The sequence below is a fragment of the Planctomycetota bacterium genome (genome assembly GCA_016235865.1).
In the GTDB taxonomy this organism is placed as follows: domain Bacteria; phylum Planctomycetota; class MHYJ01; order JACQXL01; family JACQXL01; genus JACRIK01.
The window spans coordinates 39,008-64,701 of the sequence record JACRIK010000021.1 but is presented as its reverse complement, the minus strand read 5'-3'; the positions used below and the strand labels follow the sequence as shown (position 1 = coordinate 64,701).

23 protein-coding genes are annotated in these 25,694 nt (G+C 47.9%); 5 read left to right on the top strand and 18 right to left on the bottom strand.

The window, feature by feature from the left end; all coding sequences use genetic code 11:
* Positions 1-38: 38 nt before the first annotated feature.
* Positions 39-698 (bottom strand): hypothetical protein, encoded by a 660-nt coding sequence (locus tag HZA49_06245; GenBank protein ID MBI5779039.1) that lies wholly within the window; start codon positions 696-698, stop codon positions 39-41.
* 154 nt (positions 699-852) lie between these two features.
* Between HZA49_06245 and HZA49_06240 the strand changes: the two genes are divergently transcribed.
* From HZA49_06240 to menA, 5 genes are all read left to right on the top strand, one after another.
* Positions 853-1,707 (top strand): type III pantothenate kinase, encoded by an 855-nt coding sequence (locus HZA49_06240; GenBank protein MBI5779038.1) that lies wholly within the window; start codon positions 853-855, stop codon positions 1,705-1,707.
* A 10-nt stretch (positions 1,708-1,717) separates the two neighbouring features.
* A complete protein-coding gene (locus HZA49_06235; GenBank protein ID MBI5779037.1) occupies positions 1,718-2,869 on the top strand; it encodes a GTP-binding protein in 1,152 nt (383 codons plus the stop codon).
* Between the two features lie 304 nt (positions 2,870-3,173).
* Positions 3,174-3,986, top strand: a complete 813-nt coding sequence (locus HZA49_06230) for a peptidylprolyl isomerase (GenBank protein ID MBI5779036.1) — start codon at positions 3,174-3,176, stop codon at positions 3,984-3,986.
* A 488-nt stretch (positions 3,987-4,474) separates the two neighbouring features.
* Positions 4,475-5,038: a peptidylprolyl isomerase gene (locus HZA49_06225; GenBank protein MBI5779035.1), complete on the top strand. Its 564-nt coding sequence runs from the start codon at positions 4,475-4,477 to the stop codon at positions 5,036-5,038.
* 82 nt (positions 5,039-5,120) lie between these two features.
* On the top strand, positions 5,121-6,047 hold the full coding sequence (menA, locus tag HZA49_06220) for a 1,4-dihydroxy-2-naphthoate octaprenyltransferase (protein MBI5779034.1): 927 nt from the start codon (positions 5,121-5,123) through the stop codon (positions 6,045-6,047).
* Positions 6,048-6,184: 137 nt separating this feature from the next.
* On the opposite strand, the gene HZA49_06215 is transcribed toward menA, so the two are convergent.
* The 17 genes from HZA49_06215 to HZA49_06135 all read right to left on the bottom strand — a co-directional run bounded on the left by HZA49_06215 (position 6,185) and on the right by HZA49_06135 (position 25,535).
* Positions 6,185-7,303 carry a hypothetical protein gene (locus HZA49_06215; protein ID MBI5779033.1) on the bottom strand — a complete coding sequence of 373 codons (1,119 nt, stop codon included), beginning with the start codon at positions 7,301-7,303 and terminating at the stop codon, positions 6,185-6,187.
* A gap of 242 nt (positions 7,304-7,545) precedes the next feature.
* Positions 7,546-8,190, bottom strand: coding sequence for a hypothetical protein (locus HZA49_06210; protein MBI5779032.1), 645 nt, complete (start codon positions 8,188-8,190; stop codon positions 7,546-7,548).
* A gap of 2 nt (positions 8,191-8,192) precedes the next feature.
* A complete protein-coding gene (gene moaA / locus HZA49_06205; GenBank protein MBI5779031.1) occupies positions 8,193-9,203 on the bottom strand; it encodes a GTP 3',8-cyclase MoaA in 1,011 nt (336 codons plus the stop codon).
* Positions 9,178-9,351 (bottom strand): twin-arginine translocase TatA/TatE family subunit, encoded by a 174-nt coding sequence (gene tatA / locus HZA49_06200; GenBank protein ID MBI5779030.1) that lies wholly within the window; start codon positions 9,349-9,351, stop codon positions 9,178-9,180. Before tatA ends, moaA begins: the two co-directional genes overlap by 26 nt.
* A 97-nt stretch (positions 9,352-9,448) precedes the next feature.
* Positions 9,449-10,213 carry a sulfite exporter TauE/SafE family protein gene (locus HZA49_06195; protein MBI5779029.1) on the bottom strand — a complete coding sequence of 255 codons (765 nt, stop codon included), beginning with the start codon at positions 10,211-10,213 and terminating at the stop codon, positions 9,449-9,451.
* A 9-nt stretch (positions 10,214-10,222) separates the two neighbouring features.
* A complete protein-coding gene (locus HZA49_06190) occupies positions 10,223-12,715 on the bottom strand; it encodes a molybdopterin-dependent oxidoreductase (GenBank protein MBI5779028.1) in 2,493 nt (830 codons plus the stop codon).
* A 28-nt stretch (positions 12,716-12,743) separates the two neighbouring features.
* Positions 12,744-13,922 carry a polysulfide reductase NrfD gene (gene nrfD, locus HZA49_06185; protein MBI5779027.1) on the bottom strand — a complete coding sequence of 393 codons (1,179 nt, stop codon included), beginning with the start codon at positions 13,920-13,922 and terminating at the stop codon, positions 12,744-12,746.
* Between the two features lie 4 nt (positions 13,923-13,926).
* On the bottom strand, positions 13,927-14,604 hold the full coding sequence (locus HZA49_06180; GenBank protein ID MBI5779026.1) for a 4Fe-4S dicluster domain-containing protein: 678 nt from the start codon (positions 14,602-14,604) through the stop codon (positions 13,927-13,929).
* 211 nt (positions 14,605-14,815) lie between these two features.
* Positions 14,816-15,505 (bottom strand): redox-sensing transcriptional repressor Rex, encoded by a 690-nt coding sequence (locus HZA49_06175; protein ID MBI5779025.1) that lies wholly within the window; start codon positions 15,503-15,505, stop codon positions 14,816-14,818.
* 955 nt (positions 15,506-16,460) lie between these two features.
* Entirely contained in the window at positions 16,461-17,846 is a 1,386-nt protein-coding gene (locus HZA49_06170; GenBank protein ID MBI5779024.1) for a sigma-54-dependent Fis family transcriptional regulator, read from the bottom strand.
* A 1-nt stretch (position 17,847) separates the two neighbouring features.
* Entirely contained in the window at positions 17,848-19,281 is a 1,434-nt protein-coding gene (locus HZA49_06165; protein ID MBI5779023.1) for a HAMP domain-containing protein, read from the bottom strand.
* 1 nt (position 19,282) lies between these two features.
* Positions 19,283-20,191 (bottom strand): phosphate/phosphite/phosphonate ABC transporter substrate-binding protein, encoded by a 909-nt coding sequence (phnD, locus tag HZA49_06160; protein ID MBI5779022.1) that lies wholly within the window; start codon positions 20,189-20,191, stop codon positions 19,283-19,285.
* Positions 20,192-20,546: 355 nt separating this feature from the next.
* Positions 20,547-21,212, bottom strand: a complete 666-nt coding sequence (locus HZA49_06155) for a hypothetical protein (protein MBI5779021.1) — start codon at positions 21,210-21,212, stop codon at positions 20,547-20,549.
* Between the two features lie 20 nt (positions 21,213-21,232).
* Entirely contained in the window at positions 21,233-22,291 is a 1,059-nt protein-coding gene (locus tag HZA49_06150; protein ID MBI5779020.1) for an FAD:protein FMN transferase, read from the bottom strand.
* 10 nt (positions 22,292-22,301) lie between these two features.
* On the bottom strand, positions 22,302-23,411 hold the full coding sequence (locus HZA49_06145; protein MBI5779019.1) for an FMN-binding protein: 1,110 nt from the start codon (positions 23,409-23,411) through the stop codon (positions 22,302-22,304).
* Between the two features lie 93 nt (positions 23,412-23,504).
* Complete coding sequence (locus tag HZA49_06140; protein MBI5779018.1) at positions 23,505-24,677, bottom strand: hypothetical protein; 1,173 nt, start codon at positions 24,675-24,677, stop codon at positions 23,505-23,507.
* 318 nt (positions 24,678-24,995) lie between these two features.
* Positions 24,996-25,535 (bottom strand): hypothetical protein, encoded by a 540-nt coding sequence (locus tag HZA49_06135; GenBank protein MBI5779017.1) that lies wholly within the window; start codon positions 25,533-25,535, stop codon positions 24,996-24,998.
* Between the last annotated feature and the right edge of the window lie 159 nt (positions 25,536-25,694).

The window sequence follows — 25,694 nt, the reverse complement described above, 5'->3', positions numbered from 1 at the left end:
CACGAATAACACGAATGGAACGAATCTCACGAATAATTCTAATTCGTTTTATTCGCCGTATTCGTCTTATTCGTGTTTATATTCTTTTTGATTAAGGCCAGCCCAATCATCACTGCGCCTATTATCACATAAATAATCCATAGCGTGAACCAATTGGCATAGCTATAAAAGTAATACGGCCCGATATCGCAGAGCGAATACATGGCCCGGGCCCGCAGCAGGTCGTGGCCGAAGAAGTTACCGGCCACGGTCAGCATCGGATTAATCTTTACAGCCAGCCCGATTATCCACTGGCGCAGGCCGGGATTGTCCTGCCAGGCGCTGATAAACGGATTGATATAAAATACCGTGGCGTTTGTCAAAAGTATTAGCAATGATACGATGATATAGGCAATGTTCTTATTCAGCCCTGCCCTAATAAACAGGTAACTGACCCCGGCGACCATTATCAGCCAGCCCCAGAAGAAGACGGCCAGGCAGAGGAGATTAATAAAACTGATATTAAACGACGCCGGACTGGGAACAAGACCGATAACTATCATCACGGCAAGCACAGGTATGGTCAAATAATATAGCAGCATCTTGCCTATGCTTTTTACACCTTGGCGGGTAAACTCAGATGTGGCGACCAGAAAGGCGACTATCAATCCCAAAAGTACCGGGCTAAGGTACGCGAAAACAGGAACAAAATAATTCATAAATACCGAAGAGTCGTAACCACAGATTGCACAGATAAACACAGATTTCATAAGATATAATCAGTGGAATCTGTGGTTTCTTTTATACTTTTTATCCAACCGTTCCGTCTATAATTATCTTGCTTTTTATCCCTGATGCAAGTATAATATCATCATGATTTTAGCCATTGACATCGGCAATACCAACACCCATTTGGGTTTCTTCGCTAATCCCAATAAGATTATTGCATCCGAGAGCATTCCCAACACCTCGCTTAATAAGTCATTCTTAAGCAAGGTCCTGGACATCAACGGCGGCAATAAGATTATCTCAAAGGTCAAGACCATCCTGGTGGCCTCGACCAATCCCGAGGTCGAGCCGATTATCATTGAGTGGGCGGGAAAGATATTCAAAATTAAACCGTTAAAGGCGGGTGGCGCCGAAGCGCCATGGCGCCCTTATGGCGCTCAGAAACCGTCACGGATAATCGACACGGCCCGGTCCAGCGGCGACTTTGATATCCCGATAATCAACCGGACCGATGCCCCGACCAAGGTGGGCAAGGACCGGCTGCTCAATGCATTAGCGGCAAGGCAACTGGTTAAAGGAAAGCATCCGATTCTGGTCATCAGTTGCGGCACAGCCATCACCTTTGACATAGTCAATAGCCGTGGTGAATTCTTAGGCGGGGTGATTGCGCCGGGCATCAGTATGATGGCAAAATCGCTCTACCAGAACTGCGCCCAACTGCCCTGGGTAAAGTTACCGTCTAAAAGGCCCGTGGCTCTGGGCAAGAATACCCAGGATGCAATTATCTCAGGTGTCTATCACGGTGGTGCGGGACTGGTAAAGAATATCGTCCAAGAACTGGTCAAGACCATTAAGGTAAAACCTTCCGGACTGAAAATCGTGCTGACCGGCGGCGATGCCGAGATAGTCAAATCAGCCATACCATTTAAAACCAATCTGGTGCCATATCTGACACTGAGGGGATTGGTTCATGCGTATTTGTCCACAAAAGGCAGATAAGCCGTTATTTATGAATATCAATTATTTCTCCATCACCACGCCCCAGGGCACAGGCGGCATCGGGATAATCGAGTTATTCGGCCGGGATGCGTTGGAGATAACCGGAAAGATATTCAGGCCGGCTAAACATAAAGGACGGATTAAACCGAACCGGATTTATCTGGGGAACATTTATTCCACCCCCTCACCCTCCCCTCTCCCACAAGGGGAGAGGGTTAAAGGCGAAATAATAGACGAGGTCATCATCCATTTTACGCCGGCCAAGAATAGCTTGACCAAGTTAGACACCGTGGAAATCAACGCGCACGGCGGGATAATGCCCTGCCGCTTAATCGGCTATCTGCTCAAGCGATTCGGCGCCAAGGAACTGTCCCGGCCAAAGTTAATAAACCTGGCCCATAAACAAGGCCGGCTGGATAAAATCCAGGCCGAGGCGCTGGAATACCTGCTGCAGGCCCAAACGCCCTTGGCCGCGGCCGTGCTGTTAGACCAATACAACGGCGCTTTATCAAAGGCGATAAAATCAGCCAAGAATCATAAGGAACTGCGGGAATCAGCCGGATTCGGACTGGCCCTGACCCAGTCCAGGCGAATTCTCATCCTGGGCCGGCCTAATGTCGGTAAGTCCACCCTATTCAATGCCCTGCTCGGACAGGACCGGGCCATTACGCACCATCTGCCCGGCACGACCCGGGACACTATAGAGGATGTCTTTGCCATCGACGGATTCCCGTTTGTGCTGGTGGATACGGCCGGACTGCGCAAGTCCACCAGAGACGCTATAGAAAAAATCGGTATAGCCTATGCCCGGGCAGAAATCCCCAAGGCAGATGTGATTGTGCTGGTGGTGGAAAAGGATGAGATTATTCCGCCACCAAGACACCAAGACACCAAGAAGAAAAAACCATGGTTTCTTAATATCTTTAAATTACCAAACACAATCCGAGCGCCAATTATAGTGGCAATAAATAAAATCGATTTGCACCCTAAAATCAAAAATCTAACATCTAAAATCCCAAATGTAAATATTTCAGCTCTGAAGCGAACCGGCATAGACCAATTAAGAAAAGAGATTATCAGGGCGTTAGGATTAGATGGATTCAGGCATAAACCGGGGCAACCAATGGTTTTTACCAAAAGACAGGTGGCGTTAATTCATTGACCCCATCATGGCTTTTTGATATAAATAAAACGCTTAACAGAAAGGATTGTCTATGGCATTTAATAACTCTATTCTTATCGGCGCGATTATTGTCTGCGCATTATTAAGCGTAGCCGGATTCTCCGGCAGCGAGAACCAGGCCGCGCCGCCCCGCTTGGAGCGGGACTCCGCTGTCGCTCCGCCGGCTCAGCCGTTAAAACTGGCCGCTACAGTAGAACAAAACGAGGTAACTATCGGAGAATGGATTGTGATTACCCTGACCTTCACCAATACCACCGCTGACAAGATGGATATCATCAAGCCGATGCTGGATATTGATTCGGTCTCGTTTTTGATAAAACCAGCCGGGATCAAGAAATTTGTCCATTCGGCGATTACACCCTCGGCTTATGAACATAATCCTGGCCAGCTGGACAGGATTTCACTAGCTGCCGGGGCTCAAGTCCAGGAAGCCTTTAAGCTGCCGGCCGCAACCCTGGGCCTGTGGGAAATCACGGCCTATTATCAGGGGTCCAATAAACTGTTTTCCGCCGAACCGCTTAAGATTACTATCGTTCCGCCCAAGTCTGATAAACCGGAAAAACCAACCGACGGCGAACTGATTGCCAAAATAGAAACCTCAAAGGGCACGATGAAGTGCCGGTTCTTTTTCAACGATGCGCCTAATACGGTGCTGAGTTTTCTCCGCCAGTCCAAAAAAGGGTTTTATGACAACCTGACCTTCCACCGGATTATGAAGGGTTTTATGATCCAGGGCGGAGACCCGAACGGCAACGGCAGCGGCGGCCCGGGTTATTGCATCAAAGGAGAATTCAACGCCCACAGGCATCTTAGAGGCACCCTGTCTATGGCCCGGAGCTCGCAGAATCCGCCGATACCTTTGGATAACGACAGCGCCGGATGCCAGTTTTTTATCTGCCACGACGCGGCTCCGAAATTGGACAACCAATATACCGCCTTTGGCGAACTGGTCGAGGGCACGGATGTTTTGGATACCATAGCCAACATCCAAACCGGGCCCAATCCCGGCAACCCAAAAGAGATGTCCAAACCGATGGAGAATGTGTTTATAAAATCAATTTCTCTGGAATTTCGAGAAATGCCGAGCAATAAATGAAACCGTCTATTCCCGCTAAGTTAAAAATCCGGCTTAAAGCCGTCCGGGCCCCGCTTTTTACGGCCGCGATTGTAACCGGCCTGGCCATTATCATCACAGGCGTATTTACCAGCAACGAGAGTCAGGCCGCGCCGCCGTCGTTAAAAATGATTGCCACGCCGGCCCAGACCGAGGTAACTATCGGGGACTGGATTGTGATTACGCTCACCCTGACCAATATGACTCACGACAATATGGATATTATCAAACCCATGCTTGATTTTGATTCGGTCTCGTTCCGGATAAAGACCATTTATCCGTCGGACAAGAATTTTACTTATTCGGTGATTACGCCTTCGGTTTATGACCATAACAAAGCCAAGATGGCTAGGATTTCACTGGCCGCCGGCGCCGAGTCCAAAACAGTTTTCAATATTCCGGCTGTGGTCATGGGCACATGGGAAATCAAGGCATATTATAAGGGCGCCCAAAACCAGATTTCTTCTGACATGCTGAAGATTAACGTCATCCCGCCTAAATCAAACAAGCCGGAAAAACCAACCGACGGAGAACTGATTGCCAAGATAGACACCTCACGAGGCACGATGAAGTGCCGATTTTTCTTCAGCGAGGCACCCAATACAACGATAAATTTCGTCCGCCTGGCCAAAGAGGGTTATTATAACAAGAATATCTTCCACCGGATTATCAAGGACTTTATGGTTCAGAGCGGATGCCCCAAAGGCGACGGGCTGGGCTGGCCGGGCTACTCCATAAAGGCGGAATTCAACAAGAACAAGCACCTCAAAGGCACGTTATCCATGGCGCACGGCGACCCCAATGACAGCGCCGGGAGCCAGTTTTTCATCTGCCTGGGGCCGCAAACAATCCTGGACAATAAGTTTACCGCCTTCGGAGAACTGGTATCAGGCCTGGACGTGCTTGAATCAATCGGCAATGTCCGAACCGTGGCTAATCCGAACATGCCGAAAGACCCACCATCAAAACCTACGGAAAAAGTAACCATCAGAACGATATCGTTTGAATTTAAGGAAACGCCAAGTAAGAAATAATAATGAATGCCCCGCCATACGGCGGGGTCTAACTGGCTGTAACGACTAAAGGTCTAACAGCCAGTCAGAAAAGGAGTTGTTTATGAACAATAAGGCAAAAATCTGGCTCAAGGCCATCCGGGCACCGTTCCTGACGGCCACCATTATCCCGATTATCTTAGGCGCAGTCATCGGCTGGACCGAGATAAATACCTTTTACTGGGGCTATTTTGCGCTGACCCTGGTGGGCGGGATTTTTATCCATATCGGCGTGAACCTGGCCAATGACTATTTCGACCACCTTTCAGGCAATGACTGGAATAACCAGACCCCCACGCCGTTTTCCGGCGGCAGCCGGGTGATTCAAGATAGAGCCGTCAAACCGTATCAGATATTACTGGCAGCGCTGACCAGTTTTGCGCTCGGCTCGCTAATTGGCTTATATCTCAACTATATCCTGCCCGGTAATGTAATTCTGTATATCGGGATTGCCGGCGTATTCCTGGGATTCTTCTATACAGGACGACCAATACAGATTGGTTACAGAGGGCTGGGGCTGGGTGAATTAGCTACCGGCCTGGGTTTCGGACCGCTGATGGTGGTGGGCAGTTACTATGTCCAGACCCAGCATCTGACGCCAATTCCGTTTCTGGCATCAGTGCCGGTGGCGCTGCTGATTGCCCTGGTGCTGTATATCAACGAGTTCCCGGACTACGAGGCGGACAAATCGGTCAACAAGAAAACGCTTCCGGTGATTTTGGGTAAAGAGCGAGCCGCCTACCTGTTTTACGGATTGCTTTTGAGCACTTATCTTTATACGGTTATACTGGTGATTTTAGGGCTATTACCGGTCTTCGGACTGATTACCATTTTGACATTTCCGCTGGCAGTAAAGATTATCCGGATAACCATGGCGCATAAGGATAAGGCATACGAGCTCATCCCGGCCAATGCCTCGACGATTATGGTGCATCTTACCTTCGGGGCCGGCCTGATAATTGCCTATGTAATAGACGGTCTGCTATTTTAGGGATAAAAGAGCCCCGCACCCATCATTGTGATAGGTGCGGGGCCGAGGCGTTTGGCGTCTTTGACGCCACCATTTAATAAAGAAATCCTGCCTTCAACTCTCGGTATCAACAGAATTCCTCGTTTATAACAATCAAATTACCACTTTACGGTCATTAGTAAGCTGACTGAATCATTGTCAACCTTCGGATTGGTTGCGTTGTCAGCTTCGGTATTCGTTGTATAATCCAACTTCAGAATCGCATTGTCCGAAAGCCGATGGCCACCGCCGATTGACATCCGGGTGGTTTTGCCGGCGTCTACATCTGCTGATGTTTCAGTAGCCACATCATCATAACTATAACGGAACGCGACATACCACTTCTTATCAGCATTGAAGATGCCATCCAGCATTACATGGCCGATAGTAGTCCGGGCGGCAACCGTCGTGTCCCCGTCAGTAGCCGAACCATAAGCCAGACGGAAAACAGCCTTAGCATCGCTGAACAACGGCGCCTTTGCCGGGTCAAACTTCTGGTCGCCTTCCAGCATGTCATAACGGACATTGAGTTCGTAGCCCTTGAGATACCACGGCCCGGTCGCATCAGTGCGGCCCATTAGCGCCGAGGTGCTGCCGCTCGGGAGCGTGCCCGAATCATACTGGGACAGCGAGAAATACATTGGCATGCTCTTCATCTGCGCCATTACCTTTAGGGCGTATGCCTTGGAGTTGTTGTCATCAGTAAAGCCTGATGTTGCCGCAACGTCGCCACCGTTCAGAATTGAAAGCGAATAACCCAGGGTTACCGGCAGTTCGATTGGGAGTGCCTTCTGCCTGAATTCAACGCCGCTGTCATAACCATTGACGACTCCCCGTGAATTCTGGATCAAGACGCCTTCCACTGGGTTGTCGGTGAAGGTCTCTTCTCCGAAGTTAATCTTTATCCGACCGACATAGATGTCCGGGTTAACCGTATCGCTATTGGCCAATCTCTTAATAACATTGGTCAGTTTCACGTAGGCATAGTCGGCGTTACCGGCTGCGGCATTGCTAAAACTTAATCTCAGCACGGCAGAAGTGTTTTCATCAAATGTGCCATTAAGCCGGACCTTGGCATCCGGAACGACGAAAGTCCCCGGGGTTTTATCACCCTGTGCTCCGGTATCCATATAGCCGGCGGCCATACGGCTGCCTTTAAAATCCACCTTAACATCTTCGGCTAATACCGGCAGCCCTAAAAAGGCAACCGCCGCAATCACGCATAACAATGTTCTCATTAAACAAATCTCCTTAAATCAAATAATTTTAATCAGGATTAATGCCGCCAATCACTATGTCTCAGTAAACCCGCCGGGTTCATGCTTAAGAGACCGACGTCATCCCTGTCGCCTCGTGACAGGGGGGATTTGTCCTGTTATACCCTGGATACTTACCCTTTCTCTGAGTATAAGCCGAGCCCCTATACCCGATTCATCACCTCCTTCCCGATGAGAAAGGGAGTATTTAATCCGAATGACTCCTAATTCTGGAACTGGGCGACCATATGCTGCTCATCCCAGTCTACCAGCACTGAATTTTTGGAAATATATTTCTGCCATTCCTCGTAAGAAACAAACGGATGGGTTCTTTCTATCTCGCAAAGCGTGGTGCGCAAAACTCCGGGTATCTTGCCGACGACCTCATCCACATATTTCTGCATCCCGGTGTCATCAGGCGCCTGCAGAGAAATCTGGATGCAGTCGCCAAAAAGGTGGCAGGTATAAGCCAAATAGCCGAGGGAGACATTATCCGCAGGCGGCAGATTGACCAGCACGCCGTAAATTTCACTTAACTTCGGCGAAAACGCCTTTATCGTTACCGTATAACGTTTCATCTGCTCAACGCCTTTCGGCAGAGGGTGAAATACGGGTTTGAGCATATTAATCAACCAGATACCTGTCACCCCCTCAAGTTTAGCCAGATGCCCGGCAATAAAATCACCCAGGATATTGGTGTCGGCCACGTGGACAAATAAACTAACCTCGCGGTAGTTACGGCGTTTGGAAAGATACAGTATCCTTCCTTTGCCATTGAGAACATTCTGCAATCTATCCTTATTGGCTAAAATATCATTCCAGAGCAATTCCGGTTTTTCCTGGGCCTGAATTCTGATAATTACTATCACAATCAACCTCCTATCCTTGACATCACGTTTAATTGTTCTTCCTGATGAACCCGGGGCTTAAATGATGTTGCTTCAGAAAAGGCCTCATTAAGATTTCCCTCACCGTGCCTAAGAACCGGCTTAAGGTCAACACTTTCCGTCGAGAGCAAGCATGGTTTAAGATGCCCGTCTGCGGTGAGCCGCAGCCGATTACACCGCTCACAGAACGGCTGGCTAACCGGCGTGATAAAACCGATCAACCCTCTGGCACCGAGCAATTGATAATACCGAGCCGGGCCATTGCCCATCTGTTTGTTAACCGGTATTAACCTGCCAATAGCGCTGATACGGTCAATCAGGTCCTCCGCCGGAATAGTCTGGTCAAAACCACTTCCCTGCCAATTACCACAGGGCATATATTCAATGAATCGGATGACAATCGGCCGGTTAATTGTCAGGCAGGCAAAATCCAGTGCTTCATCATCATTAAATCCGCGCATCAACACGGTATTTAGCTTGATATTCTCCTGGCCTGATTGCAATAATGCCTCAATCCCCTCCCATACCCGGCCTAACCCAGCCACACCGGTCAGCCGGCTGAAGGTATCATCTTTTAAGGAATTAACACTGATGTTGATACCGTTCAAACCGATTTTTCCCAATTGATGAGCATACTGTTTTACAAAGAACCCATTGGTGGTCAATGACAGCCATTCAACGCCGGGTGTTCCGGCCATAGTTTGCAAAAATCCGATAATTCCCGGCCTGGTCAGAGGTTCTCCGCCGGTGATTCTGAATTTAGTTACGCCTAACTTAATGGCGGCCCTGACCACCTGCATTATTTCCTCATAAGACAGGAGTTCATCCTGCCGCAGGAGAGAAACATCTTCTGCCCCGCCATAAGCGTCCCGCAAGGCGGGATGTGGCTCCGCGGGCCGGCAATACCGGCATCGGAAATTACACCGGTCGGTGACAGATATTCTCAGATAATTAATCCGCCGCCCGTAATTATCTATCAGAACGTTTTGTGTCATTATTCTCTCCCGAATCTTTCAGGCCTTTCTTGAATTCATTGACCGATGAACCAAGTCCCCGGGCAATGGCCGGTATTTTATTTGCCCCGAAAAGCAGAATCAGAATAATCGCGATTACGATAAGTTCCGGCATACCAAGTCCAAACATACTGCATCTCCTTACTCGCTGTTAGACCTCTGGTCGTTACAGCGAGTTATCCCGCCGAATGGCGGGATTTGTCTTGACTCCTTATAGGATGTTTTTTTTATAATGCGGTTACGATTAGTTTTGTTGACGCGCCAAACAATACGGCGCCTAATATCCACTTAAGCCGGGCCGTGGAAAACACGTTTGCTCCCATATGCGAACCGATTAACCCGCCGACAAAAGCCACTGCAATATAAGGCAGCAGTTCCTGAGGCAACATATACAGGGTATCGGCTTGGATAAAACGGGCGCCTAGGCCGGCCAGCGAGTTAACGAAAATAAACAGAGCCGCAGTGGCGGACGTCTGCTTGATATCAGCCCAACCCATCAGGAGTATCAATGGACTTAAGATAATTCCGCCTCCTATCCCAATGATGCCGGAAAACAAGCCGATAATTATGCCAGCCGGCACAATAATCAAGAGATTAGGATTCCTATCACTGTGTACTGCCTGGGGAAGGCGCATCTCAAACACCAGACGCAAGGCAACAAGCAACAGGGTTATTCCCAACATTAGAGAATAAATCCCTGAAGGCACCTTAAGCATTCCGCCCAGAAAGGCCGCCGGTATGGACGCAATAATAAAAGGCGCTGTAAACCTGAGAGAAAGGTAACCGTTTTTCCAAAAGACATAGGAACTTGTCCCGGCCACCAGCAGGTTCAGGATAAGGGCCGTGGACGACATCTGCAAAGGCGAGAAACTCAGGAACGAGAGAATCAGGAGATAGCCGGATGCCCCGCCGTGCCCGACCGAAGAATATAGAACGGCCACTACAAAGAAACTAACTCCTAAAGCAATAGACTTAAGTATTTCCTGTTCCATATTTAACCCCTATGCCTTATAGATTTTGACACAACATTCCTTATGGAGCGCCTGGCCGGAAATCGGGCAACTCTTGGTTGGCCGTAAAACGCCATCACTGAAACCGCGCCCTTTGGCTGTTTTACCTAAAGCCCAGTGGCCGAACCCGTGTTGCAGTCCAACCACTTCAGGATGGATACCGGCAGTAAGTTTTACCTTTGCCTGAACCTTACCGTACGGCGACTCCACCAAAACTATGTCGTCACTTTTTAGCCCATACTTTGTGGCAGTATCCACATTAATCATTAAGGGATTTTCGCCTTGTAGTTCCACCAGGTATTGATTGTTTTGCGTCCGGCTATGGGTATGGCTGGCCTCCTTCCAGTTAATCAGATACAACGGGTATTGAGCATCAGGCTGCCAATCGCGCGGAGTATATTCCGGAATTACGGCTAATGGCTTGCCATTGGCATCCTTTTTCTTAGCCAGCCCCTCATCGGCAAATTGAATCTTGCCGGATGGTGTCATAAAGCCAACGGTCGGCGTCCCTACCGGTGCTGGCGTTGGTGTTTCTCCTGCGGCTGGTGCCGGCGCTGGCGCAGCACTAGTTTTCATAAACCCTACCTGTTTGTCTTTCTTTCCTTCTTTGGTAGAATAAATAATCCCGTTTTCTACGATAGTATCTTTCATTTTATCCTCGGGGATGGTTGCCTTGAACTTATTATAAGCGGTGCCTTTTGAACTGACCCAGACCGCGCCAGGCAGTTTCTTCAGGTCTTCTAAACTCATTTTGGGCTCGCCGGTTATTAATTCCTTAGACAGAAATTCCTCATACCATTTGGTTCTATCCTCAATCCGTTGCCCGGAAACATGACCAAGCCAGAAGAATTCCTTGCCGTCTTTTTCGGTCAGATTGAGCCGCCGGCCGAGTTCTGTTATAAATTCATATTCGGTTGGCTGACCAAAGATGGGTTTTACCACCGGCTGACGCAAACCCAGCACAGGCCAGGTAACCCACTGGGTATTCAAGTCATAACGTTCCAAATAAAGCGCCCCTGGGATAAGGATATCAGCCAGTTCGGCCGTTTCACTCTTGAAGATATCCACCACCACCAGGAATTCCAACTTCTTTAATGCCTCTACTACATTGTTGGTGCCCGGTATGGACATTGCCATATTCTGGAAGATAACCATTCCAACCTTGGGCTGATATGGCCCTTTACCATCTAAAAGACGGTTGATATATTCAGTATAGACCCCTGAGCCGTGGAAGAACGGGTATTTGTCCTTGCCGCCATCCAGACGGGGTTGTTTGTTGGCCGCGGCAGCCGTATCGGTCGCAGTAACCTCCTGATGTTTATTACCTTTTTTAACGGGATTAATTAAAGTGCCTGGTTTATCAATCTGGCCGATTAAAGCGGCCAAAAGTCCGATAGCCCAGCCGCCGCCAAACTGGTTAGAATGCTGTCCCGGTCCGGACCAGACATCAACAATGGCCGGTTTGGTGGTGGCTAACTCTTTGGCTAATCTTCTAATGGTCTCGGCCGGCACGGTGGTAATCTTTTCCGCCCATTCCGGTGTCTTGTCCTTGACATACTCGGCATATTTATCAAATCCGACTGTCCATTCATCAATAAACGGCTTATCGTGGAGATTTTCGCTAATAATCACCTGCGCCATTGCTAAAGCAAGCGCGCCGTCTGTTCCCGGCCTGATGGGAATCCACTCACCTTTGGTGGCTGTTTTGCTGTGATAGGGGTCAACCACGACCAATTTAGCGCCCCTCTCTATGGCACGCGGAATTACCCGTCCCAGATGAACCCACTTTAAGGCCGAGGTCGGATTCCAACCGAAGAAGAGGATATATTTGGTGTTGGCAAAATCACACAACGGCCGTTCATCACCCAGCATTACCTTGAAATTAGATTTTCTTGCAGTATCACATAAATTAGAATGATTGGAATAATTTGGCGTCCCGTATAATTTGCAAAAATCTCCTTGAATATGGGTAAATGAATGGTCTTCGCTGAACCAAATAAGTTTATGGGTCTCATTGGCGTCCTGGAGTTTCTTAAGCCGGGCGGTTATCTCACCAAATGCCTCATCCCAGGAAATCTCCTTCCAGCCCGGGTCCACGCCGATACCCTTATTGGGATTAGTCCGCCGTAATGGTTTCTGCACCCGGTCCGGGTCGTAGAGCGTCATCAGACCGGCATTGCCCTTAGGACAAATCTGGCTGCCTTCCTTCTGATGATTGGCAAACCAGTCATCTGAGTTATTGGAGAAATTATTGGGTGCATAGGGATTTGGCTCTATCTTTACGGCCTTACCATTAACCACATGAACCATAATCCCGCACTGTCCACCGCACATATTACAGCAGGAGGGAATCCATTCGCCTGCTGTATGTGTATTCGGCGCCGCTGGAGTTTGGGCCAGCGAGCGCAGGGTGGGCGTTAAAAGCGCCGCCCCGCCGGCTAGCGCACTGCCTGTTAAAAGTTGTCTTCTGGTTAGGTTTGTCATATCGCGCGTCTCCTTTATTTTAGGTTAATTAAATCCTGGTTCCCTCTAAAACCTCCCTGCGCTGATAGGATGCAGGAATAACCGGCGCAGGTTTATGGGCCGGTATAAATCTTAGGGCAATTGAGTAAAGCAGTAAACCGCCGGACCATAAACCAAGCATCAGCACCCATTCCACCCAGGTCGGAGTATAAACCGCTGGCGTGCTAATCAGATCGTGGTGATAGAATGTCGGCAGAATAATATTGGTCCGTTCAGCCAGCACGCCTAACGTGGTTAAAACGGCCGTAACCGCCACCCCGGAATACGTGTTGCCCAGCGGCGACATAATCAATATAAACGGTACAACGATGCCCAGAACCATATCAAACCAGAAAATATAAGCGAAATTACCGGTGAATAATTCCGACAAAATCCGGTTATGTTCCGGCACATTGGCATAGGCAATCGTAATGAATTCCGAGAACAAGAAATAGAAAAGCACGGGCAGGAGTATTTTGAAATAACGGCCTAAACCGAGCGTAACATCGTCCTCAATATGGTGCAACGGCGTACGCCAGACCTTTTTGGTGAATAACAAGGCCAGAATAACCATTCCCAATCCGGAAGCCAGCGCTGAAACAATAAACAGCGGCGCCAGTATCGCACTGTGCCAGCCGGGCTGGCCTTTGACCAAACCGAATATCCAGGCCGTTACGGAATGAACCATAACAAAGACCGGCAGTGAAATCCAGGATAGGGTCTTTACCATTTTGTCATTACCCTTAAGACTGGCGTAGAGCAATCCGGCGCACAGGACGAAGTAGATATTAATAATCACCATATCCCAGGTTAGCGGCGAGAAAAACTGGGCATATAGAATCAGGTTGTAAAATCGTTCAGGCCGGCCCAGGTCTAGGAAAATAGCCGTCAGGGCCAGGACTAAACTGATAATAGCCACCACCTCGCTGATACGGCTGATGGATTTATACCGGGCAATCCCGCCTAAGTTAGCCAGCGCGGCCACGGCAATGCCGCCGGCGCTCACGCCGATGAAGAATACAAAATTGATAATGTAGATACCCCAGGTAATCGGCCGGCTCATCCCGGTTACGCCCAGACCATCGGTAATCTGGGTAATCCAGGCATAGACAGCGGCGGCCATCAGACCCAATGCGCCGATTATTACCGGATAAAACAGGGGATGCGGTTTTACTTTTACATTTTCCATAATGTTATGCCTCCTTTAAATAAGTGGTTTTTGGTTCATTACCGAGATGTTCCAGGAGATGAAATTCCCGGCCGCTCCGGGCCAGTTGAGAAACCTGGCTGTTCGGGTCATTGAGGTCGCCAAAGAACCGGGCCCGTCCGGCACAGGTAAGCACGCAGGCCGGCTGAACCTCGCCATCGCGGATATCGCGTCCCTCGCGTTGCGCACGGTCTTCGGCTTCTTTTATCCGGTGCACGCAGTAAGTACACTTTTCCATAATCCCCTTATAACGGGTCTCCACATTCGGGTTCTTTGCATCCGCCTGGTAGATCGGCGATTCAGGTTTGGACCAGTTGAAATAACGCACGCCGTAGGGACAGGCCGTAGCGCAATAACGGCATCCGATGCACCGTTCATACCGCTGGAGGACCAATCCCCTTTCCTTGTCCTGATAGGTGGCGCCGACCGGGCAGACCTTGACGCAGGAAGGGTTTTCGCAATGCATACAGGGCCGGGGGACGAACTTGCGGTTGGGGTGCGGATATTTACCGCCCTCGGTGGTCAAGACCTCCTGCCACATAATCTTACGACCCGCTGTTTTGGAATGGTCTATCGGGATGTTATTCTCCACCTTGCAGGCAACGGTGCAGGCCTCGCAGCCGACACATCTGCGCAGGTCAATGACCATTGCCCAGCGCCGAATCTTATTCGGCTTGGTTTCTTGCGCCCCCATCAGATTTTTCCCTAAGGCAGTCGTCGCTGCCACAGTTCCCGCGGTAACCAGAGCGGTCTGCAAAAAACCGCGACGGGTTACCTCACTGTTTTTCACTTTTTCCATACCATTACTCCTTTTTTAATGTTAGTATCTGTCATTATTATCACTGTGAATACAGTTACCAATCTATATAAAAAAATTACCCTATCTCATTTGTCGGTTGCTGGGATAGCCTACTCACCCCGAACAGGGCCGATTGCGTCAGATAATAAGACAATCTGGTTAATTCGTTGGTAATATCAATATTCAATATGTTGACATCTGCCGGCGCTGATATCCTGGTCGGTGCAAAATTCAGTATGGCCTTGATGCCCGCCTCCACGATAAGGTCAGCCACCTCCTGGGCTAAATTAGCCGGAACCGTAATAATCGCCATTTTGACCTGATTATTCCGGAGTTCCTCTTTTATGCTTGCAATATCTTTTATCCTCAATCCAGCACAGGACATGCCTATCTTCTTAGAGTCATTGTCAAATAACTGGGTAACCTTAAAGCCCTGGCTCTTTAGTCCCTGATAAGAAAGCAGCGCCCGACCCACATTCCCAACCCCGATTAATACCACCTCCCAATCATGGTCAATCCCTAAAATACTCCTGAGACGCTGGCTTAATTCCTCTACTTTATAACCCTTGCCCGGCGTTCCGAATTCCCCGAAATAGGTCAGGTCTTTTCTAATCTGCGCCGCCATACAACCCGTGAGTTTGGCTAATTCTTCAGAAGAGATATAGGCGGTCTCACGAGATTCTAACAATGCCCGATAATAGGTAAACAGGCGGGATATTGTAGGGCTCGGAACCTTCTTCTGCGGGTTTAATACTTTCTCTATCATGTTCTATGTATATGCAAATATCGTGCCAGATATGCCTAATAAACTAAAAATTTCACAGTGATTGCCGTAACTTATTGTAATATAATGGGTAGAAAGTGATAAAAATTACTAATAATAGTGATTATATTCCTTAATTATGACTATTCTATGACCTTATTCCGTCAGTTTGTGTGTATATGACGGATTTTGGTCTGTTATTTTACTAATAATAGGGCTACTTGGTGGGTCAGGTCCAGGAGTGGCAAAATGTTGCAAAAGGTGCAGGTTATGACATTGGTCAGGGGGGTGTAGCCCCCCCTGGGGTAAGATGACCCCCACCCAGTGTGAAGATGACCCATACCAAGCGTGAAGATGACCCATATCAAGTGTGAAGATGACCCATATCAAGTGTGAAGATGACCCATATCAAGCGTGAAGACGACCCATATCAAGTGTGAAGATGACCCATATCAAGCGTGAAGATGACCCATATCAAGTGTGAAGACGACCCATATCAAGCGTGAAGACGACCCATATCAAGTGTGAAGATGACCCATATCAAGCGTGAAGACGACCCATATCAAGCGTGAAGATGACCCATATCAAGTGTGAAGATGATGCCACCCCCTTTATATATATAGTGGTTATTAGTCAAAAGTTGTCATTACCTGTCATACCTGCGGAAGCAGGTATCCAGTCCTTTTTATCTGGATTCCCGCTTTCGCGGGAATGACATTGGGTGAATACCATGTTAGATTTTCAATAATAACCACTATAACTATGACTAATCCGGCTTGAGCCGTTCCATCACAGATTCATACAATGGTCAAAATGATGCTAAAGTGTTTTAGATGTTCAGGCCTATACCATTAAAGTAGCCCAGCACATAACCTTCAACTTGGGTAGCCCAAAGTAGAGGTTATGTGCTGGATTGCCCTTATGATATAACAATCCTCAGACGGTCTCAGACGAAATCTTATAAATGTTTATGAATAATGCTGGCCATCTTTTCTCTTAGGGTCGTTCTGGGTATGCCCAATATCTCGGCGGCCTTGGTCTGGTTGCCCCCGGCCTTCTGGAGCGCCCATTCTATCACTTCGCGTTCTACCTTGCCCACTACAGAAGAGAGTTTTACCGTCCCCTGGGATTTCAGGTCAAGGAGCCGCGGGATAACCACCGATTCCGGCAGGTCGCCGACTTTGAGTTGTCCGGTCTTATTTACCGTCAGGATGTGTTTAATTACATTTTCTAATTCCCGGATATTGCCGGGCCAGTCGTAATCCATTAGATATCTTAACACCTCATCCGGAATCTGCATATCGCTTGTATTATCTCTTGTTTCCTGTCTAATCTCGTTGCGATATTTATTGACGAAGTAGTTCACCAGAAGCGGAATATCCTCTTTTCTTTCCCTTAAAGGCGGGATATTAACGGTAACCACGGCCAGGCGGTAATAGAGGTCGTCCCGGAACTTACCCTGTTTGACCAGTTCCTGAAGTGGATATTTTGAGGCGGCAATAAGGCGGACGTCTGACTGGATAGCCGTCTCGCCGCCCACCCGCTCAAACGCCTTCTGCTCAATCACCCGAAGAAGTTTGACCTGAAGCTCGTAGGGAATATCATCAACCTCGTCCAGGAAAAGCGTGCCGGTATTGGCCAATTCAAACCGGCCCTTTTTCATCTTGATGGCGCCGGTAAATGAGCCGGCCTCGTGACCGAACAATTCGCTTTCCAGCACCTCTTTACTAAGCATGGCGCAACTCACCTTGATTAACGGTTTATCCTTTCGCGGGCTATTGTAGTGAATCGCCGAGGCAATCACTTCTTTACCAGAGCCGGTTTCGCCCTGAAGCAGGATTGTAGTATTAGTCGGAGCCACCACCTGAATCTTATCAAATATCCCCTGCATTGCCTTGCTCTTCCCGACCAGATTGGAAAATTGGTGCTTGCCCTTCAGCGCTTCTTTAAGCATAATATTTTCCTGGACCTTATTGCGGTATTCCAGGGCATGTTCCAGTTTTATGGACAGTTCGTCAATCGTGAATGGCTTGGTAATATAGTCATAGGCGCCGTGGCGCATTGACTTGACCGCCCCCTCAATCGTCCCGTAAGCGGTCATCATTATCACAGTCAGCGCGGGGAATTTCGCCTTAATCTGTTCCAAAAAGGCATAGCCGTCCAGACCGGGCATTCTGATGTCGCAGAGGATGATATCGTATCCATCCGGGTCTTTTCCCAGTTCCTTCAAAGCGCAGATTACCTCAGGGCAGGTAGTAACCCGGTAACCCTCCGAGGTAAGTTGCGCCTGAATGGAAATCCGCTCTATCTCTTCATCGTCTATGACCAATATATGTTTTTTCATATTAGTTCCGATGTCCTTTAAGCGGCAGTTCTATTATAAAACAAGACCCTTTACCAACTGCCGATTCCACCCGGATAGAACCCTGATGCTGTTCAATAATACTCTTGCTGATAAACAATCCCAGTCCCGTTCCCTTACCCATTTCCTTGGTAGTAAAAAACGGTTCAAAGATCCGTTTCTTAATTCCTTCGGTAATCCCCGGACCATTATCCTCAAAAGATACTTCCGCGATATTATCAGCCGGCCGCCAGGACGTCCGAATGATTATTTTACCTTTTTTCGGAAGAATATCAAGCGCATTTGAGAGTAAATTAGAGATTACCTGGAACATCCCATTCCGGTCTGCCGATAACAACGGAAGCGCCTTATCCGGTTGCATTACAACTTCTATTTCATTTTCTTTAATCCGCGGCTCCATTAACCTGAACACGTCTTGGATAATGCTATTAATATCCACCGGTCCAAAATTCGGCTGATATCTGGCATACGCCAATAACTGACGGATGGTATTTTCAATCCTCTTTAACCCATCGCTGATTAGGACAAAAAGCGTCTCATTTGTTTTATTATCACCCGGAGTCTTACGAATGACCTCAACGCTCCGTTGGATGCCGTCCAATGGATTGTTAATCTCGTGCGCCAGCCCGGCGCACATCTGTCCGACCACAGCCATTTGCTGGGCGCGCTTGAGATTATTTTCCGAATCGTTCAGCCGATTGACATACTGCTTAAGGTCTTCAGACATTTTATTAAATGTCCTGGCCAATTCGCTAATCTCATCGTGTCCGGACGGGATATCAACCTTTACATTAAAATCACCCTGGCCAACCTTGCTTACCGCCCTGGTAAGTTTACCAAGCGACCTGGTAATAATACTGGAAAGAATATATGCTCCTATGACGCCCACTATTAGACAGAACAATGCCACAACAATTATATTACTCAGGATAATCCCGATTCGCTGCCGGCGATGCGAATCACTCAAACCCAGGGAAATAAACCCGACCTTGCCGTCATCAATCGGCATTATGATATGGTGGATAAAATCATTGTCTGCCTTAAGATAAAAATACTTAAATTGGGAACTGTTATAAGAAACGGACAATTTAAGTAAATCATCAGGAATATTCTGCTTAAAGGTATGAACTATCGGCATAGAATAACGGTCTGTTATGTAAATATAATTAATTTCGTTGTCCGATAATTTAAGGGTGTCAACAAGTTCTTGTAGGCGGAAGGTATTATCCGTAAGAATCAGATGCCTTGACGATTCAACCATTGCCTGAGTAATCCCTCTGCCTTTTCTGATTAAAGCATCTTTGGAATTCCCATTAACCTGGCTATAAACCAGCCAGATGGTAACCATTCCCAAAAGTAACGTCAAGGCAATAAAAGAGCCGATTATCTTGCTTCTTAAACTACCAAACAATCTCATTCTAATGTTTTCCCATCTGGCGGACGGACTCGTATAAACTATTGTCAACTATGACGAATTTATCTATCATCAATTTATCAAGAATTAATTTACCGCTAATATCCCGATACATATTAAGAAATATTTCCTGCATCTTCTTTTTCAGTTCCGGTTGCAATCCGGGATAAACCACCACCGGCGGGATTCCATAGGGCGGCGAAATGTGAATAACCCTTGTTTTAGCAATAAGCTCCGGTTCCGTTCTCTTAAAATACTCGTAAACCAAACTATCCACAGCCGCACCATAGATCTTTCCCTGGGCAACCGCTTTAATTGATATGTCGTGACTATAGGTAAACTTAATCTCTTTAAAGAATGTTTCAGGGGTCGCGCCTAATTGGGTCTTCAGGATATAAGAAGGGCTTAAATATCCGGAATTGGAAAGCGGGTCTGTAAAGGCAAATGATTTCCCTTTTAGTTCCTTAATGCCTTGAGCATCCGCAGAAGCCGACACAATAATATAAGAATAATAAACCGTCTTACCCATCACCTCAGGCGCAACCAGAAGCTCCATCCCGCCTCCGGATTCCGCATCCACATAAGCGCCGGAGCACACAAAGGCAATGTCAACCTTGCCTAATTTCATCAGGTCATTTATCTCACGGTAATTCTCGCGCTGGACTAACCGAACCGGATGATTTATTTGCTTGGAAAAATAATCAATGAACTCCTCGTAGTACTTAAATGTCTTATCAGGCGAGATAACGCCGGTAATGGCCAGCCGGATATACCCGTTGGCTGGTAATTGTTTGACTCCGGCAACCCCATTGCGCTGCGCCATAGATACCTCTATCGGCGGCTCTGACTCACCACAACCAAAAACGCCTAATAGAAAAAAGAATGGGAATAGTATCAGGCAATATCTTAACATAAGTTTGTTACATTATAGATACGAGTTACGCAATTACTAACAAGCCCTCCTTTATGTCATTCCCGCGAAGGCGGGAATCCAGTAATTCCAAAGCGGTCTGGATTCCGTGTCAAGCACGGAATGACGGGGAGTACGTAACTTGAGTTATAAATTATCTTAATTGCCGACCTGGTCAAGAAAAATAATACGATTACAAGAAAACCGGTGGTGACAATAACGGTTTGATAGGACAAAAGAGAGCCCCGCCCCGATAAAATACCGGGGCGGGGTCGAGGCGGTATGGTCCCGAATGATTTCGGGACCAATAATGAATAAATCCTGTCTTCAACTCTCGGTATCAACAGAATTCTTCATCTTATTTATAATCCTGCTTTCCATAAGTAGAAAACTGAGCCACCATATGCCGGTCATCCCAATCCACCAGCACCGCATTCCTGGAAATATATTTCTGCCACTCCTCGTAAGCAACAAATGGATGGGTTCTTTCTATCTCGCAAAGCGTGGTGCGCAAAACGCCGGGTATCTTGCTAATAACTTCGTCGATACATTTCTGTATCCTAACGCTGTCCGGCGCCTGCAGGGAAATCTGGATGCAGTCACCAAAAAGGTGGCAGGTATAAGCCAGATAACCGACAGAAACATCATCCGAGGGCGCCAGATTAGCCAGCGCGCTGTAGATTTCACCCAGTTTCGGCGAGTATGCTTTTATCGTCACCGTATAACGTTTCATCTTTCCCGCATCATTGGGCAACGGATGAAACACGGGCTTAAGCATATTAATCAGCCAGATGCCGGTCACGCCCTCAAGTTTCGCCAGGTGATTGGCTATAAAACATCCAAGTATATTCGCATCGGCCACATGGACAAACAAACTCACCTCGTTATAGTTACGACGCTTGGAAAGGTAGAGTATTTTCCCCTTGCCGTTGAGAACCTCCTGCAACTTATCCTTTTTGGATAAGACATCGTTCCAGAGCAGTTCCGGTTTTTCCTGTGCCTGAATTCTGATTATGCAAATCATCTCCTCACCTCCTGGTATTATTAAACCCTAAAGTTTATTCTGCCTTTAAGGCCTTCGGAACAAACCGCCTGAAACACAGAAGAATCTTCCCTGGACTGACCGTGTCCAGCCCCTGCGAGCAGGGGCTGACCAGCCCTTGCACGCAAGGGCTGGGTGCGATGGATAATAACAACCTCGACATCTTTGAACTTGTCCATCAATGCAATGCCTTTTTCAACACCGAGAACAAAAACCGCAGTGGAAAGGGCGTCACCTAATATAGCCGACCCGGAAATAATACTTACGCTTAAGACATTATTATGGACCGGGTTGCCATCAGATGGATTGATAATGTGGCACAATTTACGGTTATTAACCGTAAAAAACCTTTCATAACCGCCTGAGGTAGCCATGGCCTCGTTTCCCAGGTTTATGGCGGCCACGACTTGTGTTTCATTAAGTGGATGCTGAATACCGATACTCCATCCTTTTTCTGACGGGGCATCGCCCATCACACAGATATTTCCCCCGACATCAATCAAGGCGTCTTTGATACCCGCTGATTTCAGGATGAAAATCACGCGGTCAATCGCGTAGCCCTTGCCAATCCCGCCCAGGTCAATAGCTATTCCCTTATCAGGCAGCCGGACGGTTTGATCAATCCGATCAATCTTTATCGCCTGATAATTGACCAGCGGCAGGACATCATTTAATTCGGCCCCGATCGGGAATCGCCCCAATGCGCTTACCGAACTCCAAAGGTTCATTAAGGGGGCAATGGTTATGTCAAACGCCCCCTGTGTCAGCCGGCTAATCCTGATTGATTCCTCCAAAACAGACATAACCTCAGGACTAACCCGGACAGATTCGGCTTGTCCGGCGGATTGATTAATCAAGAAGACTTGACTATCCGGCTGAAACCGGCTCATCATTGCCTCCAGCCTTTTCATCTCGTCAAAGGCGTAATTCATCGCCCGCTCTGCCTTGGCAGAGTCATCCTCATAGATAACCACCTTGACAAAGGTGTTCATCAGAAAACGCACCTGCCTGAAACAAGGCATGGATTGCCCCTGAACCGGTTTTTTATCCACTGCAAGCATATTCAATATCCTATTTACTGGCTGATTTATCCGCCGGCGCTGCAGGGTCAGAAGCACCCTGCTGTTTCCCGTTGTTTTTCAGCGTCTTGACAAATATCAACGACTTCCTGAGTCCCTGCACAAAGTTCTGGGATACATTTGACAGCGCTTCGGCATTCTTGATATCCTTTTCCAGGTTCAACTGTAAAAGTTCCTCCAGCCCTTTGCCGTTAAACTGCTCCAGAAATGCCTTGTCTGCCACCGGATTATCCTTCGGGTCGGTCAACGAAAGGATATAGCATTGATTTATCTTCTCATCCGGTGATAATCCCACCAGATAATTCACCGTGCTGTTATTCTTCCCCTTTACAGAATAGGTTAACGCGGAGACGGACGGTGTTGGCTCCTTTTCATCGACATAGACAACCAGTTTCTCAGCCGGCAGGAATTGGACGGCGGCGCCATATTGTTTCTTTAGGCCCTCCATATCCTTTTCCTGAATAGTCACTGCCTCTGATTTTACTTTGGCTTCCTTGGGAAATACATTCTTGAGCACCTCATCGGTCTTGTTGATTACCTCAGCCGGCGGATAGAAATGTTTGAATAACGCCAGGACTTTTCGCACGCCGTTGTTCATCCCGGTTGACGAAATTGTCGCGCCGGCTACCTGCTTAATATCCTTATTTAGAACCATGTTTGATTCGGTGGTTTTACCGATGAACTGGTCCAGGAATCGCCGTTCCTTGACGGGCCGGCCGCGTCTTTCCATCAGTTCGGTGACGGACATATCCCTGACCTTGCCTTCGGGCGTAATGACAATAACATAGGTAATCGGGCCCCACTTGCCCGGCACCACGTCAATATACGCATACATCACGACCTCGCCATTAACCAAACCCTTATAGAATGTGAAATCTGTTTTATTGGGGTCAAAAGGGAAACCCAGTTTCTTCTGGAACTCGGTTTTCTGCTCCGGGGTAAGCGACTTAACCTCTGTCTCGCTCTTGGCTTCCTTACCGAACGCGAACTCAAGCGCCTGCTCATGGGTCAGGAAAGTTTCGGCAAACGCCCTATCGGCGGTCGTGGCCACCAGGGCCGGCACCGCCATCGTCAGGATAAAATATCCTTTTTTATCAAACATAACTTGTCTCCTTTTACACTAATATACATATCGGGTTAACATAGAAGCAGGTGGCGGTATTTGTCACCGCCACCTGCGCTATTTATCTGGTTTTTAGAACCATACTGCCAATTCAACAGCGAGACGGTCGTTATCTCTCTCTGGAACCACAGCCTTGGTCCCATTGCTAAAGTACCATTCCCATCCAACTGTTAGATACATATTGTTTTGGAATTCCCATTTCACAGATGGCGTAACTGCCTGTAAGGTGTTTGAACTCTTATCCTTGTCAGGGTCCCAATAGTCATAACGTAATACCCCGACTACTTTATTGTTTTCCATAAAAAGCGGGAGCCGGAAATTGCCTTCCAGATAGTAACTGGTAAAATCGGTGTCCACCTGTAAACTGGCCGGAACACCGGCACGTTTTTCGGCCTTGGCTGTCCCCTGCATATATTCTCCATAGACCATAAAAGGTTTACCGCCTAAAGAGAAATCAGGAAGCGTTGCCTGGTTAACATTAGGATACTTAAAGTAAACCACAGTACGTTCTATAGTACGCGGGTGTTTTGCTCCAGCGCCACCAAATTGGGTGCCCGCAGTGTTGGCTGTCGCCCCATCGGTACCCGGTGAAACCCAATATCCTACGCCGACCTTACCTAAATTATTAGGCATGGTGTACTGGACTCTCGTGGCGGCATCAACCTTTTTGTCGTTATCCGCACCGCCGGCTTTTTCAATCGGACCGCTGCCGTCAAAGAGATGAACCTGGGCAAAGAAACTATCATTAATTTTGTACCCGCCGGCAACGCCCAATTGTCTGTCTCTCACTTTCTGGCTATCAATAGATTGTCCTCTCATAAGGGTAGTGTTGGTGGTCGTCCGTCCGCCATAAGCCCAACTCTGGTTATCGTCATAGTTGAGATAACCAACCAGCGGCGCAAAGTTGCCTATCATTAATCCGGTCTGTTCTGTTGCGGCTAATTCGCCGGCTTTATGCAGGTCCAACCAAGCATTGCCCAGGTTAAGAGCGTTTTTGTGGGCAAGTGGATACTCTACAAATACCGAGGCATTATCATTGACCGTAGAATCAAGAAACAATTCCATTTCATATATTTGAAATCCCTGGTCAGAAACAACATCCTCATCCACATTGTTGCGGATACGCAAATTGAGTTCAAATGCCATATTTGTGCCTTCTTTGGTCGGCTTTTTGTCCTCAGCGGTCACGCTTGAGCCGATAATCAGCATCAGCCCCACCAAGATAAACAATCCTTTTTTTACCATGTTCTAATTCCCTCCTTATTGAAACTGTAGGACATTCCTGTTTCCAGAAGAAACAGAAACCTGGCGCCTCGTGCCAGGAAGAAGGTAGCGTCCCCTTGCTCCTCCATTCCCAATATCCTCCTGCGTCATGGGCCGAGACCCCATAACGACAACCGGACACCTCTCTTTCTTAGAGGCTGTTAGCGACAAAGGAGTGTTACAGCCTCTTATCCCGATGAGCGTAGCGACATCGGGGTTATCGCTGTTAGACCTCTGGTCGTTACAGCGAGTTAGATGGTCCCGAATGCTTTCGGGGCCACCAATTTCATAGCGTCCTTATTATTTATTTGATGTTTTCTTCAGCCACATATCCATCAATGAAAACCCGATTGCGCCGAAGAAGCACACGGCCAGCAACGCCCCGAAGATTATATGGCCGTAGGCCGCCGGCGTCCAGACCTTCCAGACCAGCCAGCCGCATCCCAAGTCCAGCGGAATCAGCAGCCAGGGCGGAGTGGTCAGGGCCGTTTTCAGCCAGACCGGGAAATCGCTCAGCAGGAATATCAGGCAGACGAACAATAAAATCATATCATAGGTCATCAGATGGATGTGGGAAACCCGGACCATTTCCACCGGCAGTTTGGGATATTGAATCTCTGACTCCACGGCTGGAGCCGCGGGCTGCCCGCCAGTTGAAGGAGTGCTTTCGGCAATCTGAGTTCCCCGATAATGTTCAATTACCCCATTAATGGAAAAGTTGGTTACCAGATAAACATTTACCACACACATCAGATAACCCAAGGCCATGACCAATAGGAAGCCAGTAATCATTACTTTGATCCGCACCGGCAGAGCGCTCAATTTCAGATTCTCGAACATACCTGTTTTTCCTTTCTTGTTCTTGTTTAATTATTCACTGTGAAATAATGCGCTAAAACGCCCAAAAAATAAATCCCCTCATCCTATTAACCTATTTCGTTTCCTCCTTCCTAAATCAGAGTAACTTTTTGACACCCTCTACTACACTTATATGCAAAT

Bases quoted from the DNA above. Each gene is read 5' to 3' on its own strand.
- HZA49_06245 (MBI5779039.1), bottom strand. From the start codon at position 698: ATGAATTATTTTGTTCCTGTTTTCGCGTACCTTAGCCCGGTACTTTTG.
- HZA49_06240 (MBI5779038.1), top strand. From the start codon at position 853: ATGATTTTAGCCATTGACATCGGCAATACCAACACCCATTTGGGTTTC.
- HZA49_06235 (MBI5779037.1), top strand. From the start codon at position 1,718: ATGAATATCAATTATTTCTCCATCACCACGCCCCAGGGCACAGGCGGC.
- HZA49_06230 (MBI5779036.1), top strand. From the start codon at position 3,174: ATGCTGGATATTGATTCGGTCTCGTTTTTGATAAAACCAGCCGGGATC.
- HZA49_06225 (MBI5779035.1), top strand. From the start codon at position 4,475: ATGCTGAAGATTAACGTCATCCCGCCTAAATCAAACAAGCCGGAAAAA.
- menA (MBI5779034.1), top strand. From the start codon at position 5,121: ATGAACAATAAGGCAAAAATCTGGCTCAAGGCCATCCGGGCACCGTTC.
- HZA49_06215 (MBI5779033.1), bottom strand. From the start codon at position 7,303: ATGAGAACATTGTTATGCGTGATTGCGGCGGTTGCCTTTTTAGGGCTG.
- moaA (MBI5779031.1), bottom strand. From the start codon at position 9,203: ATGACACAAAACGTTCTGATAGATAATTACGGGCGGCGGATTAATTAT.
- tatA (MBI5779030.1), bottom strand. From the start codon at position 9,351: ATGTTTGGACTTGGTATGCCGGAACTTATCGTAATCGCGATTATTCTG.
- HZA49_06195 (MBI5779029.1), bottom strand. From the start codon at position 10,213: ATGGAACAGGAAATACTTAAGTCTATTGCTTTAGGAGTTAGTTTCTTT.
- HZA49_06190 (MBI5779028.1), bottom strand. From the start codon at position 12,715: ATGACAAACCTAACCAGAAGACAACTTTTAACAGGCAGTGCGCTAGCC.
- nrfD (MBI5779027.1), bottom strand. From the start codon at position 13,922: ATGGAAAATGTAAAAGTAAAACCGCATCCCCTGTTTTATCCGGTAATA.
- HZA49_06175 (MBI5779025.1), bottom strand. From the start codon at position 15,505: ATGATAGAGAAAGTATTAAACCCGCAGAAGAAGGTTCCGAGCCCTACA.
- HZA49_06170 (MBI5779024.1), bottom strand. From the start codon at position 17,846: ATGAAAAAACATATATTGGTCATAGACGATGAAGAGATAGAGCGGATT.
- HZA49_06165 (MBI5779023.1), bottom strand. From the start codon at position 19,281: ATGAGATTGTTTGGTAGTTTAAGAAGCAAGATAATCGGCTCTTTTATT.
- phnD (MBI5779022.1), bottom strand. From the start codon at position 20,191: ATGTTAAGATATTGCCTGATACTATTCCCATTCTTTTTTCTATTAGGC.
- HZA49_06155 (MBI5779021.1), bottom strand. From the start codon at position 21,212: ATGATTTGCATAATCAGAATTCAGGCACAGGAAAAACCGGAACTGCTC.
- HZA49_06150 (MBI5779020.1), bottom strand. From the start codon at position 22,291: ATGCTTGCAGTGGATAAAAAACCGGTTCAGGGGCAATCCATGCCTTGT.
- HZA49_06145 (MBI5779019.1), bottom strand. From the start codon at position 23,411: ATGTTTGATAAAAAAGGATATTTTATCCTGACGATGGCGGTGCCGGCC.
- HZA49_06140 (MBI5779018.1), bottom strand. From the start codon at position 24,677: ATGGTAAAAAAAGGATTGTTTATCTTGGTGGGGCTGATGCTGATTATC.
- HZA49_06135 (MBI5779017.1), bottom strand. From the start codon at position 25,535: ATGTTCGAGAATCTGAAATTGAGCGCTCTGCCGGTGCGGATCAAAGTA.